We start from the raw sequence: 20,589 nt of genomic DNA on the forward strand, positions 1-20,589 counted from the left end.
GTATTCTATTCAACATACCCGAAAACGTTTTTTTATGCTAGAATCTTCAACCGTTTTTATTCAATGAATTGGAGAGAATATGAAAGTTTTAGAAGGTCAAATAGCCTCACCAAATGCGAAAATCGCCGTGGTTATCGCACGTTTTAATAGTTTTATTAACGATAGCTTATTGGAAGGTGCATTAGATGCGTTAACTCGCGTTGGTCAAGTAAAAGATGAAAATATCACTGTAGTAAAAGCACCCGGTGCTTATGAATTGCCGTTAGTTGCTCGTCGTTTGGCCGCAAGCAAAAAATTTGATGCGATTGTTGCTTTAGGTACAGTTATTCGTGGCGGCACTGCACACTTTGAATACGTTGCTGGGGAAGCAAGTAGCGGTTTAGGACAAGTTGCTATGCAAGCTGAAATCCCTGTTGCTTTCGGTGTTTTGACCACTGAAAATATCGAGCAAGCAATTGAACGTGCCGGTACGAAAGCAGGAAACAAAGGGGCTGAAGCTGCTTTGGTAGCTTTGGAAATGGTTAATTTATTAGCACAGATTTCCGAATAATGAAAACTGAAAAAAAACCAAGTAAACGTCGTCGTGCTCGTGAATGTACTGTTCAAGCACTTTATTCCTGGTTTATATCGAAAAACAGCCCGGAAAGCATTGAGTTGGATTTAATTACCAATGATGAAACCAAAGGTGCGGATCTCACTTATTTTCGCAAACTTTTTAATGGTACTGTCAACAATCTCGATAATCTAGAACAAGAATATGAGCCTTTTTTAGATCGTAAAATTGAGGAATTAGGGACAATCGAACGCGCTATTTTAGACTGTGCGACATTTGAACTTAAATATATTGATGATATTCCTTACAAAGTGGTCATCAATGAAGCTATTGAAGTTACAAAAACATTCGGTGCGGCAGATAGCCATAAATATGTTAATAGTATTTTGGATAAATTAGCACCAAAGTTTGGAATAAAATAATCAATGTCAATTTTCCCTTGTGTTCTCCACAAGGGATTTTTTTCTGAAAGGATTTCTTTATGCCTCACAATGGCGAATTTGATATTATTCGACGTTATTTTTCTGCTTCTACTCGTCAGCCTCGACGCGATGTACTGTTATCCGTTGGTGATGATTGTGCTATCACTGAAATTAAACCTAATCGCCGTTTAGCACTGACTACCGATACTCTGGTTGAAGGAACCCATTTTCTACCATCTATCTCAGCAGCCGATCTCGCTTATAAAGCAGTAGCTGTCAATTTAAGTGATTTAGCGGCAATGGGTGCAGAACCTGCGTGGATTAGTTTGGCATTGACTCTACCCAAAATTGATGAGCAGTGGCTAGGTGAGTTCAGTCAAAGCTTGTTTCAAATTCTTGATCACTATAATGTTGATTTAATTGGTGGCGATACCACTAAAGGAACACTCTCTTTAACTATCACCGCACACGGCTTAGTGGCGAAAGATAAAATATTATGTCGACACACTGCCAAACCCGGTGATTGGATTTACGTTTCGGGTACACTCGGCGATAGTGCCGCCGGTTTGCAGCTGTTATTACAACAGTCAAAAATTGAAAATGATGATCAACGCTACTTATTACAACGCCATCTACGCCCAACTCCTCGTGTTCTGATGGGAATGGAATTGGCTGGTATCGCAAATGCTGCGATTGATCTCTCTGATGGATTAATTTCCGATCTACAACATATTCTAGAACGAAGCAAATGTGGAGCTGTTATTGAATTAGATAAACTTCCTCTTTCCAATCCTTTATTAAATCAATTTTCATTAGAACAGGCACAAAAATTTGCACTTGCCGGTGGTGAAGATTATGAGCTTTGTTTCACAGTTACAGAAGCAATGCGAGCAAAAATGGAACACACTTTACGTTATCTCGATGTAGAATATCACTGCATTGGTCAAATTCGTGCCAATCAACAGTTACAATTTACCCAACATTCTCAACCAGTAGAGGTTACAGTGACTCATGGCTTTGATCACTTCAAATAAAACTAATCACGATGCACTCCAAAGAATCAAATTAACAAATCCGATTCACCTATTGGCGCTTGGTTTCGGTTCTGGGCTAATCTTTCCAGCTCCTGGCACTTGGGGTTCATTGGTTGGGCTATTAATAGGATGGTTACTTCTACAATGGATAGCTATTCCTTTCTTTGTTATTTTTACCTTGAGTGCTTTTTTTATCGGCTGTTATTTATGTGAAAAAACAGCGCACGATATGAAAGTGCACGATCACAGTTCTATCGTATGGGATGAAATTGTCGCCATCTGGCTGGTACTCACCGCTTTGCCAAATCACGCTTGGCAATGGTGCTTAACTGCTTTTGTGCTATTCCGTTTCTTTGATATTATCAAGCCTTATCCAATTCGCTATTTTGACCGCAAACTGCAAACCGGCTTCGGTATTATGTTTGATGATCTACTGGCGGCATTGTATGCAATTATTGTTATTTTCTTAATCAGATCACTGATCTAAAGGACTGCACTATGTTATGGAATATTATGATTGTACATTTATTGGGCTTGATGAGTCCCGGTCCGGATTTCTTCTATGTCAGCAAAACCGCTGCCGGTAATTCGAGCCGTAATGCATTTTGTGCAGTCATCGGCATTACGATGGGTGTAGCGTTTTGGGCAACTTCTGCTTTGCTGGGCTTAGCCATTCTGTTTGCTACCAGTCCGTTATGGCACGGCATTGTGGTCTTGTTGGGCGGAAGTTACCTTGCTTATATCGGTTATAAAATGCTGAATGTTCGTAACAATGTGGTGTTTGAAAATGATAAAAAAGCACAACAACTACAAACAACCTCAATTAAGCAGGAAATTCTGAAAGGATTGCTGGTCAATCTTTCCAACGCAAAAGTAGTGATCTATTTTAGTAGCGTATTATCGATTTACCTTGCTAATGTCAATGGCATTGAGCATATCATTCTAGTATTAACCGCTATCTTAATAGAAACATTTCTCTATTTTTCTATTATTGCCTTGTTGTTTTCTCGACCGGCGGCAAAACGTTTTTACAGCAAATACAGTCGTTGGTTGGATAATGGTGCCGGTGTAGTTTTTATCGCTTTTGGACTTTATCTCACTTACGCCGGCATCGGTTATTTATTTCAATAATTCCTGCAAGTTTTTCTTCATTGCGTGGATTTGTAACTCATAAAGTGCTTTACTCTCCTGCTCATCTATCATATACATAATGGTTTGTGACAAGGTCATTTTCATCTTACGAGAATAACGAGAAAGACGTAACCAGACTGCATAATCCAGATCAATTGATTTCTTTTTAGTACTCTGTTTTTCTGCATTAAAGAAACGTTTCCGTTTAGCACGAATCGCCTGATCCAATTTCACAACTAAATCAGGTGACATATGTTCACTAATCCACTGTTGAACCTCTTCGGTTTGATGCTGTAACCGCACTAACTGCTGAATTTTATCTTCAGCCAAGCTTTTCTCAAGATAACGTGTAATATTGACACCTTCACGAGCCTTACGCATTAAATAAAGCCATTTCCAATGCGTTTCTTGATTTTCCAATTTCTGGTAGCGCATAAAACCTCACATTTTTATTATAAAACAATAATTTAAAATGAAATCACTGTTTAATTGGTGACAAGGTAACTGTCAAATTATAGGATTTTTTATTTACTTTTACTACTGAATAAACACTAATCCAAGCCAATTAATTTATCACGCAAAATGCCCAACCACTCTCTTAAAACTAAACCGGATTGATAAAAACTAACTGGTTGCGGGATAAATTTTAATAATCCACTACCAGAAGCTCGCTGACTCAAGGTCGGTGCTGGAAGTACTTCAAACCCTTGACGTTGGAATGCAGCAACAGCACGGCGCATATGCCATTCATTCGTGACCAGAATCACACGATGAATTTGCTTACCTTGCTCGGTTTGAGCAAACAATTTACGCAGATAAATCGCATTTTGTTCCGTAGTATTAGATTTAATATCTAACCAAGTCGGCTCTATTTGGAAGAACCGTTGTAATTCACTACCCATCACTTTTGCTTCATTATCAACCCCACCACTAATCGCTATCGGTAAACCTGTCATTTGATGCAAATAAACCGCAAAACGCATTCTTTCCAATGGTAAGGCCGCCGTAGTCGAATAAGACTCTGGATAGTCGCTATAGCGCAATCCGCCACCAAGCACTACTATCGCCTGTCCTTGATGATAAAGTTCAATATTCGGTTTATCCAACGCAATCGTCTTGATCAAAAAATTGGAAAAGAAAGGCGTACTAATGAAATAGGCAAATAATAATGCCACTGCCAGCAATGATTTTGCAGTACGTTGAAAACGGGTAAAAAGAAGAATCAACGCGACTAAGCCTAATAAAATCAAATTAAAAGGTGGCAAAATTGCCGCTTCCACCACCTTTTTTAAAATGACCTCAAACATCTTGCTGTTCCTGTCGCTTTGCCTGTTGTCGCAATTGCTCTGCTACCAAACGGATAGCTTCACCGCTATTTACACCTTGTTGCATTAATTGCTGAATTTTTTCAACCGCCTGTTGCTGTTGTTCGTGTGTTAAATTAAGCATATCCAACATCATTTTTCCTGCTTTAAAAAAAGAGATTTTTTCCTTGATGTAACAGTTTCGCCACAATATGGGCAATACTTTCTTCTGCTTGCTTACCTAATTTTTGTACTAGCGATTTTTTTGTACTATATTTAATTGCTAACACATCTTTTTCTTCGATTGCTGCCAAAATGAGATCATCACTAGTTTTTACTTCATCAATTAATGCCAAATCCAATGCCTGTTGCCCGAACCAATGCTCACCGGTCGCCACCTTATCAATTTCCACTTGAGGGCGATGTTGCACAACAAATTGTTTAAATAAATCGTGAGTTTCCTGTAACTCTTGCTGGAATTTCTGCTTTCCTTTTTCAGTATTCTCACCCAATATCGTAACAGTTCGTTTATATTCTCCCGCTGTCATCACATCAACATCAACATCGTGTTTTTTCAATAAACGATGAATATTTGGTACTTGAGCAACAACCCCAATAGAACCAATAATTGCAAAAGGTGCCGCTACAATTTTATCCGCCACACACGCCATCATATAACCGCCACTAGCAGCAACTTTATCCACAGCAATAGTTAAAGGGATATTTTTATTACGTAATCGCTGTAATTGTGAAGCCGCAAAGCCGTAACCGTGAACAACTCCACCGGGGCTTTCCAAACGTAATAACACTTCATCTTTTTCAGGTCTAGCAACAGCTAACACTGCATTAATCTCCTCTCTCAATGAATTAGCAGCATTAGCCTGAATATCCCCTTTAAAATCAACAACATAAATACAAGATTTCTGCTGTTGCAACCATTGTTGTTCATCCTGTTCACTACTATTTTTCTCAGCTTCTTTTGCTATTTTTTTCGCCTGTTTCGCTTTTACTTTGTCCTGTTTTTTACGATTTTTTGCTAACTGTTTTATCTGCTGTTCTTGCAATCTACATTCTTTTAACAACTGCTGTTGCTGTTGGTATTGTTCGTTTAAATGCGTGATCTGCAATTCTCCTTTACTATGGTTTTTCTGTTTCATTGTAACAATAATGCCAAAAACAACGGCAATCACTGCCACCAAAGTAATCAATTCTAAAATGAACACACTATAATTCGTTAAAATATCCGTCCACATATTTGCTCCTTTTTTCATTTTCGGACGCTGTTAAAAGCGGTTTATCATACTTGATTTTCTCTATTTATTCATCAATATCTCTGTTTTCTATGCTCCTCCTTTCTTATATTTTTCTTTTTAATATGAATTTAATTCATATTTATTCTGAAAATTATGAGATTGACTCAAAAATAAAATCTTTCTATTTTAACGTCTAGACGGCTAAACAAGAAAAGGAGTACAAATTATGAGCTATGCCAAAGAGATTGATGTTTTAAATAGAAGTATTGCAGATTTAAATGGTGATATTAATGTTTCTTTTGAGTTTTTCCCGCCCAAAAATGAAAAAATGGAAACCTTATTATGGGATTCAATCCAACGCTTAAAATCCTTAAAACCTAAATTCGTTTCTGTCACTTACGGTGCAAATTCCGGAGAACGGGAACGCACACATAGCGTAGTTAAAGCCATTAAACAACAAACAGGCATTGAAGCCGCCCCACACCTAACCGGTATTGATGCCTCTCCGGAGCAGCTAAAAGCGATAGCCAAAGATTATTGGGATAGCGGTATTCGCAATATTGTGGCATTACGTGGTGACGAGCCACCCGGATACGATAAAAAACCATTTTATGCCAAAGATTTAGTTAAACTACTCAAAGAAGTGGCTGATTTTGATATTTCAGTCGCTGCCTATCCGGAAGTGCATCCGGAAGCTAAATCGGCGCAAGCGGATCTGATTTTTTTGAAACAGAAAGTGGAAGCCGGTGCCAGTCGTGCGATTACACAATTTTTTTTCGATATTGACAGTTATCTTCGTTTTCGTGACCGTTGTGTTACTGTTGGCATAGATGTGGAAATTGTACCGGGAATTTTGCCAGTTTCTAATTTCGTACAATTACAAAAAATGGCAAAAGTCACCAACGTTAAAATTCCAAGCTGGATGTTTAAACTTTATGACGGTTTAGAAAAAGACCAAACGACGCGCAATTTAATCGGTGCCAGCATTGCCATTGATATGGTAAAAATTCTGTCTAAAGAAGGCGTGAAAGATTTCCATTTTTATACATTAAATCGTTCGGAATTAACTTATGCTATTTGCCACACATTGGGCATTAGACCCAGTTTAGTAGCATAATTAAGAAGGGGGTAACAATGTTACCCCTTCCTTTTCTTATTAGTTATGACAGAATGAGTTTTAAATAATCACACTCTCTTTTAAAGACACAGTCAAATTGAAGACTAAATGTTCTTTATGGCTATCTTTGCTGTCCGCACAGAAATAGCCTTCCCGCTCAAATTGATAGGCTTTTTCTGGTTCAGCAGCTATTAAATTCTGCTCTACAAAACCGTGTTTTACGACCAATGAATTAGGGTTAAAGACTTGATAAATATCCTCTGCTGCACTCGGATTAGAAATAGTAAACAAACGATCATACAAGCGAAATTCCGCCGGATGATTTTTTGTAGCGGAAACCCAATGGATCACGCCCTTAACTTTACGCCCTTCCGGATTTTTACCCAATGTTTCAGGATCATAACTACAATAAACAGTAACGATATTACCTTCCTCATCTTTTTCTACTCGTTCCGCTTTAATCACATAAGCATTGCGCAAACGCACCTCTTTCCCTAATACAAGGCGTTTATACTGTTTATTGGCCTCTTCTCTGAAATCTGCCTGATCGATATAAATTTCTTTAGTCAGCGCAATCGTTCTTGTGCCTAGCTCCTCACGATTCGGATGATTCGGCACAGTTAATAACTCTTCGCCCTCAAAATTTTCAATCACCACACGTAACGGATTAATCACCGCCATCGCACGAGGAGCATTCACATTAAGATCTTCACGAATACAAGCCTCTAATGCACTGTATTCAACCACATTATCTTGTTTAGTCACACCAATACGGCGGCAAAATTCACGAATAGACTCTGGGGTATAGCCACGACGACGTAAACCGGAAATTGTTGGCATACGCGGATCATTCCAACCGTCAACAATTTCTTCATTAACCAACTGCAACAGTTTACGTTTTGAGGTCAATGTGCCTTCTAAATTTAAACGCGAAAATTCATACTGATGCGGCAATGGACGCTCAATCGAAATATTTTCCAACACCCAATCATATAAACGGCGATTATCTTGGAATTCCAAGGTACAAAGTGAATGAGTGATACGTTCAATCGCATCGGAAATGCAATGGGTAAAATCATACATCGGATAAATGCACCATTTATCACCGGTTTGATGGTGGTGGGCAAATTTAATACGATATAAAACCGGATCACGCATTACCATAAATGGCGAAGCCATATCAATTTTCGCACGTAGCGAAGCTGTTCCTTCCGCAAATTCACCATTTTTCATCTTTTCAAATAATGCTAAATTTTCTTCTACGGAACGATCGCGATAAGGGCTGTTTTTACCCGGCTCGGTCAGAGTGCCGCGATATTCACGCATTTGTTCCGGTGTAAGCTCATCCACATATGCCAAGCCTTTTTTAATCAACTCAATCGCATAACCATAAAGCTGATCAAAATAATCAGACGCATAGCGTGGTTTACCCTCCCATTTAAAACCAAGCCATTCAACATCACGTTTAATTGAATCAACATAGCTCACGTCTTCTTTCACGGGATTGGTATCATCGAAACGTAAGTTACAAAGACCGTGATAATCTTCTGCAATGCCAAAATTAAGGCAGATTGATTTTGCGTGCCCGATGTGCAAATAACCATTCGGTTCCGGTGGGAAACGGGTATGAACGGATTGATGTTTTCCTTGCGCTAAATCTTCATCAATAATGTGACGAATAAAATTGGTTGGTTTTATCTCTGTCGTTTCTGAATGACTCATAATTTCCTCAGGTTGAATGTTCTGCAAAATAATCTTTGCATTTTACACGCTTTAACGCATAACACCAAATTGAAGCGGTGAATACACTAATTTTAAGCTAACTTTTCATTTCTATATTTACGCCCGATTCAGCAAAGTGAATTATTTTTCCCCCTTGTCTTTTTAAGCGAAAAGGCATTACAACAAGTAAAAAATAATATTTGTTTAGCGGATTATCTTTCTATAAAATGAATGAATGTTCATTTAGTGATAGAAAATCCTTGTTTGTTTAAAGGATCAAATATATGACGTTTACGAAAAAGCGTATTTTAGGCATTACCGTTGCACTGATTATTTTAGCAGCGCTCTATTATTTCAATCTGCAATCTCAACCAAAGACAACCTATCTGACAGAAACAGCTAAATACAGCGATATTCAACAAACCGTTGTAGCAACAGGGACTGTTCGCAGTTCCAATCGGGTGGAAGTGGGTGCGCGCGTGTCCGGCAAAGTGGAAAAGATTTTAGTTAAACTTGGGCAAAAAGTGAAAAAAGGTGAATTAATCGCCGAACTGGATTCAATTACACAGGAAAACACACTAAACAGTGCGCAAGCTCAATTAGCGGCTTATAAGGCACAATTAGTGGCGGCACAGACAGCTTATCGAGTTGCTAATTCCAATTTTCAAAGGATTGTTAAACTTTATAAACGTAAAGCCAGTTCTCTAGATGATTATGAAAACGCACAAAATAATTTAGATAGTGCGAAAGCGAATGTTGAACAGATTCAGGCGCAAATTAAACAATCAGAAATTGAAGTTAATACAGCAACAACCAATCTGAATTACACTAAGATCACTTCTCCAATTGATGGCATTGTTATATCTATTCCAGTTTCTGTCGGGCAAACCGTTAATGCTAATCAAACTACTCCGACCATTATTCAGGTTGCGGATCTAGATACAATGTTGATTAAACCTGAAATTTCAGAAGGAGATATTACTAAAATTAAACCTGGTATGAAGGTGCAATTTACCACGCTTGCTGAGCCTGATGAAATTTATCAGGCAAAAATAGATTCCGTTGATCCGGCGATGACTACGCTAACTGATAATGAATATAGCGAATCTGTCAGCGATACTAACGCTATCTATTACTATGCCAATATGTTAGTGCCTAATCCTGAACATAAACTACAAATTGGAATGACTACACAAAATACTATTATCACTGCACAAAAACAGCACGTTTTAGTCGTGCCAACCTTGGCTATTCAAAGAAAAAATGGTCAAAGCAGTGTGCAAATTTTAGATGGCGATAATGTCATAGAAAAAATTGTCCAAATTGGTCTGCACGATGAAATTAATACAGAAATTCTCTCCGGATTGAATGAGGGCGACAAGGTTATTATTTCACAGTCCTCTGCTAATGAAGCAGCTAGCGTCAAAGTAAGAACACCACGAATGATGTAGAGGTTTTTATGCAACACATTATTGAAATTAAAAACCTCAATAAATTCTTCGGCGAAGGTGAAAACCGAGTTCATATTTTGAAAAATATCAATCTTGAAATTGAACAAGGCGATTTTATTGCTATCATTGGTGCTTCCGGTTCAGGAAAATCCACATTAATGAACATTATCGGCTGTTTAGATACTGCCACCAGCGGTTCTTATCAAATCACCGGAAAAGAAACAGCAAAATTGTCAACAGACCAACTCTCTGAATTACGTCAGCAACGTTTCGGCTTCATTTTTCAGCGTTACAATCTGCTCTCCACCTTGAGCGCACAGGAGAATGTGGCGCTGCCTGCGGTATATACAGGGATGGCAAAAGCGCAGCGCTTACAACGTGCCGCACAGCTATTAGAAAAATTAGGATTAGGCAATAAAATTGATAATAAACCCAACCAGCTTTCCGGCGGACAGCAACAACGTGTCAGTATTGCCAGAGCATTAATGAACGGCGGCGATATTATTTTGGCTGACGAACCGACCGGCGCCTTGGACTCAAAAAGCGGCGAAACGGTGATGCAGATTCTGCAACAACTGCATCAAGAAGGACACACCATTATTTTGGTCACGCACGATAAACATATTGCCCAATTTGCTAATCGTATTATTGAAATTAAAGATGGCGAAATTATTCAGGATCATCGCCAATCGTTGCAAATCACTGTGCGTGAAATTACGCAAACTACCACAAATCGAGGTTGGCAATTTTATCGCGATCAATTTTTTGAAGCATTAAATATGTCAATCAATGCGATTGTTGCACATAAACTACGTTCACTGCTCACTATGTTGGGCATTATCATCGGTATTACTTCTGTTGTCTGTGTAGTTGCACTCGGTAACGGCTCACAACAAAAAGTATTGCAAAATATCAACTCGCTCGGTACCAATACAATGGATATTTATAACGGCACCGGTTTTGGTGATCGGAGAGCGGAAAGTATGCAGAATCTTACCGTCAATGACAGTGAAGCTCTGATGCGTCAACCTTATATTGAAAGCGTTACGCCAAACAGTTCTGTTAGTGGTACACTCACTTATCGAAACAATGCTTTTACCGCTCAAGTGCGTGGTGTCAGCGAACAATATTTTAATGTTAAAGGAATACAGACCATTACAGGGTATCTTTTCAATGCTGAACAAGTCAAACAAAATCAATCCGTAGCTGTGATTGATCAAAATACGCAAAAACGCATTTTTCAGGATCGCAATCCGCTCGGGCAAATTATTATGATCAATAAAAAACCGTTAAAAGTGATTGGCATTGTCGATATTCAAAATGTGATGGGCGTTAATCGAGAAAGTCTAAATATTTGGATTCCTTATACTACTGCAATGAACAAAATTTCAGGTGAGAAAAAAATTAGCTCCATTACAGTCAAAGTCAATCAAGGCATCAGCACTGCCGCAGCAGAAAAAAATGTCACGGCACTGTTGTTAAGTCGTCACGGTAAAAAAGACTTTTTTATTTTAAATACCGACTCCATCAAACAGACCATTGAAAGCACCACCAATACAATGAAATTGTTAATCTCCTCAATTGCGTTGATTTCATTAATTGTCGGTGGCATCGGTGTGATGAATATTATGTTGGTTTCTGTTACCGAACGCACGAAAGAGATTGGCGTCAGAATGGCAATCGGCGCCAAACAACAGAATATCCTACAACAATTTTTAATCGAAGCCGTTTTAGTCTGTTTGGTCGGTGGGATTATCGGGATTATTTTATCCGGTTTAATCGGCTTTTTATTTAATCGTTTTATGAGCGAGTTTACGATGCTTTTTTCCACTTTTTCGATTGTTGTAGCAGTCCTTTGTTCAACATTAATCGGTATCATATTCGGTTATATACCAGCAAAAAATGCTGCAAAATTAAACCCAATTACAGCATTATCTCAAGACTAAATCGCTTATAGCTTGAGATAATTTCAGAGGTGATTACTGGTCGAAAATGCTATGAATTGCTATAATTTTTTACAACGTTTTAGACATAAGGATAACTATGAAAACATTTAATAAAATCACTATTGCACTACTGCTTTCAACCGCATTGGTCGGCTGTGCCAATTTAGATGATTCTTTGAAAGCCAGTGAACAAAATTTCCAACAATATATTGATGCAACCTCACAATTTAACGTGAATGAAGAGTGGTGGAAACTATACAATGATCCGCAACTGAATCAATTAGTTGATACTGCATTAAAAAATAATTTGGATTTAGCAAAAAGTGCCATTGCCGTTAATATTGCTCTTTATAAAGCCAATTTACTTGGCGCTGATCTAGTGCCAACATTCAGCGGCGGTAGTGAATCTCAAGCAAGAAAAGATATTAAAAGCGGAGGAAATTCCGTTATTACTCATACTGGCAATTTAAATATTAGCTATACGCTTGATCTATGGCGTAAATTGGCTGATTCCGCCGATGCTGCGGAATGGGAACATAAAGCAACCGTTGAAGATCTTGCTGCCGCTCGTCTTGCTTTAATTAATAGTGTGATTAACACCTATTACAGTTTGGCGTATTTAAATGATGCAATTAAAGCAACAGAAGATTCTGTACGTTATTACAACGAAATTGATAATGTAGTACAGAATAAACAGCGTTATGGTGTTATTGACGGCTTAAGCAGTGCACAAGCCAAACAAGCAGTGTTGATGGCTCGCAACACTTTATTAGAACTACAAGCCCAACAAAAAACTGCACAGCAAACAATGCATAATCTGCTCAACTTAAAACCAACCGATCCATTACATATTCAGTTGCCAGATCTGCTTTCAGTGAAATTGCCGGGCGTAAATCTAAATGTGCCTGTTTCTGTCATTGCTAACCGTCCGGATGTACGTGCAGCAGAATATCGTTTACAAAGCGCATTTAAAGATGCTAAAGCAATGCAAAAAAGCTGGTTCCCACAAATTTCACTTGCTGGTTCATTACAAGTGCAAGGCAATAAAGTCAGCAATGCTACTGATACTCAATATGGTGTCGGTACATTAGGCATCACACTGCCGTTCCTCTCTTGGCAAACCGTAAAATGGAACGTCAAAATTTCAGAAGCAAATTATGAAGTAGCACGTTTAGGCTTTGAACAAAGTATCACCAACGCACTGAATGAGATTGATGCACTATATTTTACATACCAACAATCCCAACGTAGTTATAACAACTTACAGGATAAATATAACTACGATAAACGTATCAGCCAATATTACCGTGATCGCTACAATGCCGGCGTTTCCGAGTTGAAAGATTGGCTAACTGCAGCCAATACCGAAAAATCCTCGCAAATTTCTATTTTGAATCAAAAATATCAGTTAATTCAAAATGAAACTGCGGTATATCAAGCAATGGCTGGTTACTATATGAAAAAATAGTGATGTACATTAAAATCAAATAAACAAAAAGATACACTGTGGATTTATCAGTGTATCTTTTTTATTGTACGACTAGATAAATATGTTTATTCAACAATTGGTACAATTTTTGTTGCGTGTGAACCTTTATCACCGTGAACCGCTTCAAACTGTACTTTTTGCCCAGCTTTTAACGAACGATATCCGTCCATTTCTATCACAGAATAGTGAGCAAAAATATCACCCTCGTGACCTTCAACAGAAATAAAACCGAACCCCTTTGCATTGTTAAACCACTTAACTACACCGATTTCCATAATAACCTCGAATAATGGATTTTGACTTAATTAAAATATACAACGGCAGGATCGCCCTGTACTGATTACATATTTATCCAACTTTATTCATAAATCAAATACATAATCTTCAAAATTAGCGGAAGATCACATAAATTTAGCAAATTTGTTCAAAAAGAGACTAATCACTATTAATTAGTCTCTTAATTTCGGGTTTTCTGAAAGGAAATGATTCACTATAATCATCAACTATTACATCCATTTTAGTAACTAATTCATAATATGAACGATTTTTCCTTTTTTATTTATGACTATGAAAGTTTCGGCGTAGACCCTGCCAGAGATCGACCGGCGCAATTTGCCGGCATTCGCACCGATAAAGATTTCAATATTATCGGCGAACCGATTGTTTTATATTGCAAACAGACCAACGATTATCTGCCGCACCCGGCGGCAGTAGCACTCACCGGCATTACACCGCAACTCTGTAATCAACAAGGCATTAGCGAACCTGAATTCGCTGCTAAAATTTTAGAAGAGTTTAGTCAGCCGAACACCTGCATTATGGGATACAACAATATTCGTTTCGATGATGAAATGACGCGTTACACTTTTTACCGTAATTTCATTGATCCTTATGCATATAGTTATAGTCAAGGCAATTCTCGTTGGGATTTGCTAGACGTAATTCGTGCCACCTATGCACTTCGCCCTGAAGGCATTAATTGGGTCTATGATGATGAAGGAATGCCGAGTTTCCGCTTGGAATTATTAACGAAAGCCAACAATATAGAACATAGTCACGCCCACGATGCAATGTCCGATGTTTATGCCACCATTGAAATGGCAAAACTGATTAAGCAGCAACAACCAAAACTGTTTGATTACTTTTTTACCCATAGATCAAAAAAGGAAATCGAGGAACTCATCGATTATGTCAATATGACGCCTTTAGTTCACGTTTCCGGAATGTTGGGCAATTATCGTAGTAATATCAGCTGGATGGTGCCATTGGCTCCACACCCGACCAATAAAAATGCGGTGATTTTTTGTGATTTGGCAGCGGATATTGATGATCTGCTTACCTTGAGCGTTGAAGAATTAAAGCAGAATCTTTATACCAAAAAAGCAGAGTTGGAATTACAAGGCAAAAAATCAGTGCCATTAAAATTAGTGCATTGCAATAAATGTCCAATCTTAGCGCCGGCAAAAACATTGCGTCCGCAAGATGCTGAACGGGTAGGTATCGATCGACAACAATGTTTAACTAATCTGGCTAAACTGCAAGCAATGCCGGAAATCCGCGAAAAAGTTCATCAAATATTTTTAGAAGAGTACGACAATGATTATGATGATGTGGAAACCGCACTGTACAAAGGTTTTTTCTCATATTCAGATAAAAATAATTTGGCTATTTTACGCACATTATCGCCGGAACAGCTGGCAAATCACAGTTTAACCTTTCAAGATAAACGCATTCCTGAATTGTTATTCCGCTATCGCGCCAGACATTTCTATAAGACCTTATCTCGTGCCGAACAGATCAAATGGCAAAAATATTGTCACGCTAAATTGGATGCAAGCAGTGCCGAATTTATTGCTGAATTTGAAATGCTTTCCGCACAATATGCCAATGATGAAAGCAAGCTGCTGTTATTGCAAAATTTATATGAATATAGCCTAAAACTGTCGGATTAATGCTCACAACGCTTCCGATCTATACAAAAAAATCTGCACCTTAATCAGTTGGCTGTCAGTGCCAGCTTTTTAAGATGCAGATCCTAAATCCACTGTGGATTTATCGTTATTTTTTCGCCAGTTTGGCAATTTCGATAATTACTTTCGTTGCCTGCAGCATTTCATTTAAACTTGCCAACTCGTGTTTGCTATGAAAATTATATCCTCCGGTAAACAAATTCGGGCAAGCAATGCCGTTTTCAGACAACCAGGCACCATCCGTACCGCCACGAATCACTTTATGTTTCGGTGTAATGCCACAATTTCTCATTGCGGTGTCAGCCATCTCAACACTTTGTGGCACTTTCGCCACCATACTCTGCATATTATGGTAACTATCAGTAATCTCAATCTGCATTCGATCAGACAACTGATACTGCTCAATAAAATGTTGAACCTGTTTTTGCAATAACCGCTTACGTTCCGCAAAACCTTGTGCGCTAAAATCACGAATTAAATATTTCATCTCACAATATTCAATATCGCCATTAATCGTATCCAAATGGAAGAACCCTTGTCGCCCATCAGTTTTTTCCGGCACTTCGTTCTCAGGTAACTGTTGGTGAAAACGACATGCCAATGATAGCGCATTAATTAATTTATCTTTGGCAGAACCTAAATGTATTGACTCACCTTTTATGCTGATGATTGCTGTTGCTGCATTAAAATTCTCATATTCCAACTCACCTATTCCGCCACCATCAACCGTATAAGCCCAATCACAGTCAAAACGTGAAATAGGAAAGTGCTGCATCCCAACACCAATTTCTTCATCGGGTGTGAAAGCAACCCGAATATTAACTCTAGGCAAACGATAGCTGATGATCATCGATAACGCCGTCATAATTTCCGCAATTCCGGCTTTATTATCCGCACCCAATAAAGTTGTACCATCAGTAACAATTAAAGTATGCCCTACTAATTTTTGCAAAAAAGGAAAATGTACCGGGCTGATAAATTCTTCACCCAAACCTAATGCAATATCACCGCCCCGATATTCATTAATCACTTCCGGTTTAATATCTTTGCCTTTAGTGCCGGGATAAGTATCCAAATGGGAAATAAAACCGATCGTGGTACGATTATTCGGAATATTGGAAGGCAACAATGCAGTAACGATGCCGGCAGGTGACATTTCCACTTGAGCCAAGCCCAAACCTTTCAACTCTTCCATTAAGTATTGAGCCAGCAACCATTGTCCTCGACTGCTCGGTGAATGTTTAACTCCCTCTTTGGATTGGGTATCAAAACTGACATAATGCAAAAAGCGATCCAACAATCCTTGGCGTAATTTTTCTTCTGAGTACATCTTAGCCCCCGTATTTCTAAAAAATCATCGAAAATTCAGGCGTAAAATGCTATCACATCCGTAGCTTCGCCATATGATGTAAATCAACAACATTTACGAATTAATCAATCTATTTACAGGAAAACTTTTAATTTTTTAAAAATTTTTAGCTTATAGGCTTTCAATTATGAGTTGATCACTATATCATTGCCAATTTCTTATAGATGTAATTCTCGTGGGTATTGAATAGTTTTTTGACTTAGGAGGAAAAACAAAGATAGTGGAAAATTCAGTTCAACAACAAAAGCCGATTATTGAGCTTCAATCACTCACTAAATCCTATGATGGTAAAACAATCATTAAAGATATTAACCTCACCATCAATAATGGTGAATTCCTAACAATTTTAGGTCCTTCCGGTTGTGGTAAAACCACAATTTTACGTTTAATTGCCGGTTTCGAAGAGGCGAATAGCGGTCGCATAATCCTTGATGGTAAAGACATTACCGATATTCCTGCGGAGCAGCGCAACATCAATACCGTATTCCAAAGCTACGCATTATTTCCACATATGACAATTTTTGAAAATGTGGCGTTTGGCCTACGTATGCAAAAAGTGCCAAACGAAGAAATTAAACCACGTGTTCTTGAAGCACTAAAAATGGTGCAATTAGCTGATTTTGCCGATCGTAAACCAGCTCAACTCTCCGGTGGTCAACAACAACGTGTTGCGATCGCACGTGCGGTAGTAAATAAACCGAAAGTATTATTGTTGGATGAGTCACTTTCTGCTTTGGATTACAAACTGCGTCAACAAATGCAGAATGAATTAAAAGCGCTACAACGTAAACTTGGCATTACCTTTATTTTCGTTACACACGATCAGGAAGAAGCATTAACAATGTCGGATCGTATCATCGTGTTACGTCAAGGTAATATCGAGCAAGACGGCACACCACGAGAAATTTACGAAGAGCCGAAAAATTTATTTGTGGCAAAATTTATTGGTGAAATCAATATTTTTGATGCCACCGTACTGCAACGCATTGATGAAAAACGAGTACAAGCCAACGTTGAAGGCCGTATCTGTGAAATTTATGTTACTCGCCCCGTTTCAGTCGGACAAAAATTAAAAGTATTGCTTCGTCCGGAAGATATTCGCATCGAAGAGGTACACGATAAGCAATCGCACGAAGGGTTAATCGGTTATGTACGCGAACGTAACTATAAAGGGATGACGTTAGAGTCAACCGTTGAACTTGAAGGCGGTAATCGTGTATTGGTCAGCGAATTTTTCAATGAAGATGATCCGGATGTCGATCATTCTCTCAATCAGAAAGTCGCTATAACTTGGGTTGAAAGCTGGGAAGTGGTACTTGATGATGAAGATGACAACGCGTAAATTTCAAACTTTTACTGTCACTATTATCTTTGCGTGGCTAATCTTTTTTGTATTAATACCGAATCTGTTGGTGTTGATCACAAGTTTTTTAACTCGTGACAGCAGTAATTTGGTTGAATTTACCTTTTCTTTAGACAGTTATAAACGCTTAATTGAACCGCTCTATGCGCAGGTGTTGTGGAACTCGCTCTATATGTCCGGTGTTGCCACTATCATTTGTTTATTAATCGGCTATCCTTTTGCCTTTATGATTGCCAAAATGAAGCCGGTATTTCGTCCGATTATGCTGTTTTTAGTGATTTTGCCCTTCTGGACAAACTCACTCATCCGTATTTATGGGATGAAAATTTTCCTTGGCGTTAAAGGGGTTTTAAATAATACACTGCTTTGGCTCGGTATTATTGATACCCCAATCCGTATTTTAAATACGGAAGTCGCCGTTATTATCGGTTTGGTCTATATTTTATTGCCGTTTATGATTCTGCCTTTGTACTCCTCTATTGAGAAGTTGGATTATCGTTTACTGGAAGCGGCAAAAGATTTAGGTGCCAACGCATTCCAACGTTTTATTAAAATCATCCTACCGTTAACAATGCCGGGCATTATTGCCGGTTGTCTGTTAGTGCTGTTACCGGCGATGGGAATGTTCTATGTTGCCGACCTTCTCGGTGGTGCGAAAGTGTTGCTTGTCGGTAATGTCATTAAGAGCGAATTCTTAATCTCACGTAACTGGCCGTTCGGTTCATCAATCAGTATTGCATTAACCATTCTTATGGCATTGTTATTGTTCGTCTATTACCGTGCAGGTAAATTATTTAACAAGAAATCGGAGTTGGAATAATGAAACGTTCATTGCGGAATATTTTCTTATTTTTGGTTTATGCTTATTTGTATATTCCAATCATTATTTTAGTGGTCAATTCCTTCAATTTAGATCGTTATGGCCTAACTTGGAAAGGTTTCAGTTTAAATTGGTATGAACGTTTAGCCAATAATAATACTCTATTGGATGCAGCATTCCACTCAGTCACCATCGCCTTTTTCGCTGCGACCGGTGCAACATTGGTAGGTTTATTAACCGCAATTGCACTTTATCGCTACCAATTCAAAGGTAAAAAATTTGTCGGTGGGATGTTGTTCATTGTTATGATGTCACCAGATATTGTTATGGCAGTGTCACTTTTAGCCCTCTTTATGCTGGTCGGTATTTCGTTAGGATTTTGGTCATTATTATTTGCCCATATCACTTTCTGCCTACCTTACGTGGTGGTTGCCGTTTTCTCCCGTTTAAAAGGGTTTGATATAAAAATGCTGGAAGCGGCACGTGATTTAGGCGCAAGTGAAATGACCATTTTGCGTAAAATTATTGTGCCTTTAGCGTTGCCTGCGATCGTTTCAAGTTGGTTGCTCAGTTTTACCATTTCACTTGACGATGTTGTGGTTTCATCTTTCGTCACAGGCGTTAGCTATGAAGTGCTGCCGTTACGCATTTTCTCATTGGTTAAAACCGGTGTCACTCCGGAAGTGAACGCATTGGCGACCATTATGATTATCGTATCTTTGACCTTAGTAGTACTAAGTCAAATTATTTCAAGAAAAAGTAAGACATAATTTATTACTGATTAATTACTTATCTTCAAAATAAACTCCCATAAATTGAACTACAACTTATGGGAGTTTAATATTTTGGATAAAGGTAACAAGCAATATCAAGGATATTATCATCATTCAAATATTTTTATGAAAATCACTTTAATTTATATTGCATCATCAAGCATTTGTAGAGTGTATCGTTACTAGGTTTATTCGCTGGGCTGCACGGCATACATCGCCAGTGTGCCTTTTTCGTTGGCAATGGAGGTGTCGATATTGTGCTTGCCCACTTGGTTAAATTCGGCGTGCTACCCTTGTGCGATACCCAGTTCAAAGAAGTTCATCACGGGGGCTGCCTGCACATTGAGGCTGTCGGCAAGGGCGAGGGTGGTTAGGATTTTTTTCATTGTTGTTCCTATATTTGTTGTGGTTGTGGGTGTTTTGTTTAATAACTATCAATATGTAACGCCGTAGGATTGTTGTTTACTTTCAACATCATACGGCATTACTTTGCTGTGGGGATTGAGCGATTTAGTGGGCTGCCATGTGTGAAAATGCGTTCAAAATCACCACGCCCACGAGAATAAACGCAATGCCGAGCAGCCCCATTGCGTCTGCTTTTGTGCCGAAAAACAGCATACTCACGATGGCGGTCAGCACCAAGCCCACGCCTGCCCATACCGCATAAGCTGTGCCAAGTGGCAAGGTTTTGAGGGCGAGGCTGAGAAAATAAAACGCCAAGCCAAAGCCGACCACCACGCCAGCTGAGGGCAATAATTTGCTAAAGCCCTCGCTTAATTTCAACATTGTTGAACCAAACACTTCCGACACAATCGCCAAAGCCAGCCATAACCACGCCATTTTTTACCTCTTATATTTTCTGAAAAGCGGTA

The 20,589-nt window shown here is 38.6% G+C and carries 21 protein-coding genes; 13 read left to right on the forward strand and 8 right to left on the reverse strand.

From position 1 onward, the window contains the following. Nucleotides 1-79 precede the first annotated feature (79 nt). The 5 genes from ribE to QV04_RS07110 are packed head-to-tail and all read left to right on the forward strand — an operon-like array spanning nt 80 to nt 3,140. Nucleotides 80-550, forward strand: coding sequence for a 6,7-dimethyl-8-ribityllumazine synthase (ribE, locus tag QV04_RS07090; protein ID WP_013744954.1), 471 nt, complete (start codon nt 80-82; stop codon nt 548-550). Next, the gene (gene nusB / locus QV04_RS07095) at nt 550-975 is read left to right on the forward strand and encodes a transcription antitermination factor NusB (RefSeq protein WP_039170861.1); all 426 of its coding nucleotides are present in this window, start codon (nt 550-552) and stop codon (nt 973-975) included. The genes ribE and nusB overlap by 1 nt, the downstream gene beginning before the upstream one ends. A 59-nt stretch (nt 976-1,034) precedes the next feature. Further along, nucleotides 1,035-2,009 carry a thiamine-phosphate kinase gene (thiL, locus tag QV04_RS07100; RefSeq protein ID WP_065231018.1) on the forward strand — a complete coding sequence of 325 codons (975 nt, stop codon included), beginning with the start codon at nt 1,035-1,037 and terminating at the stop codon, nt 2,007-2,009. Beyond that, nucleotides 1,987-2,496 (forward strand): phosphatidylglycerophosphatase A, encoded by a 510-nt coding sequence (locus QV04_RS07105; RefSeq protein ID WP_052122856.1) that lies wholly within the window; start codon nt 1,987-1,989, stop codon nt 2,494-2,496. Before thiL ends, QV04_RS07105 begins: the two co-directional genes overlap by 23 nt. A gap of 11 nt (nt 2,497-2,507) precedes the next feature. Then, nucleotides 2,508-3,140: a LysE family transporter gene (locus tag QV04_RS07110; RefSeq protein WP_065231019.1), complete on the forward strand. Its 633-nt coding sequence runs from the start codon at nt 2,508-2,510 to the stop codon at nt 3,138-3,140. Here QV04_RS07110 and matP read toward each other — a convergent pair. The 4 genes from matP to sohB all read right to left on the reverse strand — a co-directional run bounded on the left by matP (nt 3,129) and on the right by sohB (nt 5,697). After that, nucleotides 3,129-3,575 (reverse strand): macrodomain Ter protein MatP, encoded by a 447-nt coding sequence (matP, locus tag QV04_RS07115; RefSeq protein WP_021461928.1) that lies wholly within the window; start codon nt 3,573-3,575, stop codon nt 3,129-3,131. The two genes, QV04_RS07110 and matP, sit on opposite strands and share 12 nt — an antisense overlap. Nucleotides 3,576-3,691: 116 nt before the next feature. After that, nucleotides 3,692-4,447: a YdcF family protein gene (locus QV04_RS07120; RefSeq protein ID WP_065231020.1), complete on the reverse strand. Its 756-nt coding sequence runs from the start codon at nt 4,445-4,447 to the stop codon at nt 3,692-3,694. Next, nucleotides 4,440-4,598: a YoaH family protein gene (locus QV04_RS11320; protein WP_080733659.1), complete on the reverse strand. Its 159-nt coding sequence runs from the start codon at nt 4,596-4,598 to the stop codon at nt 4,440-4,442. Before QV04_RS11320 ends, QV04_RS07120 begins: the two co-directional genes overlap by 8 nt. A gap of 13 nt (nt 4,599-4,611) precedes the next feature. Then, on the reverse strand, nt 4,612-5,697 hold the full coding sequence (gene sohB, locus QV04_RS07125; RefSeq protein ID WP_065231021.1) for a protease SohB: 1,086 nt from the start codon (nt 5,695-5,697) through the stop codon (nt 4,612-4,614). A gap of 226 nt (nt 5,698-5,923) precedes the next feature. Here sohB and metF point away from each other — a divergent pair, with 226 nt between their 5' ends. Continuing rightward, nucleotides 5,924-6,814: a methylenetetrahydrofolate reductase gene (gene metF / locus QV04_RS07130; RefSeq protein ID WP_039170878.1), complete on the forward strand. Its 891-nt coding sequence runs from the start codon at nt 5,924-5,926 to the stop codon at nt 6,812-6,814. Nucleotides 6,815-6,874: 60 nt separating this feature from the next. Here the strand turns inward: metF and glnS are convergent, their stop codons facing one another. After that, complete coding sequence (gene glnS, locus QV04_RS07135; protein ID WP_065231022.1) at nt 6,875-8,536, reverse strand: glutamine--tRNA ligase; 1,662 nt, start codon at nt 8,534-8,536, stop codon at nt 6,875-6,877. A gap of 284 nt (nt 8,537-8,820) precedes the next feature. On the opposite strand from glnS, the gene QV04_RS07140 reads away from it, so the two are divergent. The 3 genes from QV04_RS07140 to tdeA all read left to right on the forward strand — a co-directional run bounded on the left by QV04_RS07140 (nt 8,821) and on the right by tdeA (nt 13,401). Then, nucleotides 8,821-9,987 carry an efflux RND transporter periplasmic adaptor subunit gene (locus QV04_RS07140; protein WP_065231023.1) on the forward strand — a complete coding sequence of 389 codons (1,167 nt, stop codon included), beginning with the start codon at nt 8,821-8,823 and terminating at the stop codon, nt 9,985-9,987. Nucleotides 9,988-9,995: 8 nt separating this feature from the next. After that, complete coding sequence (locus tag QV04_RS07145) at nt 9,996-11,933, forward strand: MacB family efflux pump subunit (protein ID WP_065231024.1); 1,938 nt, start codon at nt 9,996-9,998, stop codon at nt 11,931-11,933. A 97-nt stretch (nt 11,934-12,030) separates the two neighbouring features. After that, nucleotides 12,031-13,401: a toxin/drug exporter TdeA gene (gene tdeA / locus QV04_RS07150; protein ID WP_065231025.1), complete on the forward strand. Its 1,371-nt coding sequence runs from the start codon at nt 12,031-12,033 to the stop codon at nt 13,399-13,401. A gap of 86 nt (nt 13,402-13,487) precedes the next feature. On the opposite strand, the gene cspD is transcribed toward tdeA, so the two are convergent. Then, entirely contained in the window at nt 13,488-13,697 is a 210-nt protein-coding gene (gene cspD / locus QV04_RS07155) for a cold shock domain-containing protein CspD (protein WP_013744968.1), read from the reverse strand. A gap of 261 nt (nt 13,698-13,958) precedes the next feature. On the opposite strand from cspD, the gene sbcB reads away from it, so the two are divergent. Next, nucleotides 13,959-15,374 carry an exodeoxyribonuclease I gene (gene sbcB, locus QV04_RS07160; protein ID WP_065231026.1) on the forward strand — a complete coding sequence of 472 codons (1,416 nt, stop codon included), beginning with the start codon at nt 13,959-13,961 and terminating at the stop codon, nt 15,372-15,374. Between the two features lie 106 nt (nt 15,375-15,480). On the opposite strand, the gene pepT is transcribed toward sbcB, so the two are convergent. Beyond that, nucleotides 15,481-16,722, reverse strand: a complete 1,242-nt coding sequence (gene pepT / locus QV04_RS07165; RefSeq protein ID WP_065231027.1) for a peptidase T — start codon at nt 16,720-16,722, stop codon at nt 15,481-15,483. A gap of 259 nt (nt 16,723-16,981) precedes the next feature. Between pepT and potA the strand changes: the two genes are divergently transcribed. Genes potA through potC form a run of 3 tightly spaced genes read left to right on the forward strand, consistent with a single transcriptional unit; the run spans nt 16,982 to nt 19,714 of the window. Continuing rightward, a complete protein-coding gene (gene potA, locus QV04_RS07170) occupies nt 16,982-18,103 on the forward strand; it encodes a spermidine/putrescine ABC transporter ATP-binding protein PotA (RefSeq protein WP_013744971.1) in 1,122 nt (373 codons plus the stop codon). Then, nucleotides 18,084-18,944, forward strand: coding sequence for a spermidine/putrescine ABC transporter permease PotB (gene potB / locus QV04_RS07175; protein ID WP_039081185.1), 861 nt, complete (start codon nt 18,084-18,086; stop codon nt 18,942-18,944). Before potA ends, potB begins: the two co-directional genes overlap by 20 nt. Continuing rightward, a complete protein-coding gene (gene potC / locus QV04_RS07180) occupies nt 18,944-19,714 on the forward strand; it encodes a spermidine/putrescine ABC transporter permease PotC (protein ID WP_013744973.1) in 771 nt (256 codons plus the stop codon). Before potB ends, potC begins: the two co-directional genes overlap by 1 nt. A 513-nt stretch (nt 19,715-20,227) precedes the next feature. On the opposite strand, the gene QV04_RS07185 is transcribed toward potC, so the two are convergent. Continuing rightward, nucleotides 20,228-20,557 (reverse strand): DMT family transporter, encoded by a 330-nt coding sequence (locus tag QV04_RS07185; protein ID WP_039096736.1) that lies wholly within the window; start codon nt 20,555-20,557, stop codon nt 20,228-20,230. Nucleotides 20,558-20,589: the final 32 nt, after the last annotated feature.

This window comes from Gallibacterium genomosp. 1, from assembly GCF_001678575.1.
GTDB lineage: Bacteria > Pseudomonadota > Gammaproteobacteria > Enterobacterales > Pasteurellaceae > Gallibacterium.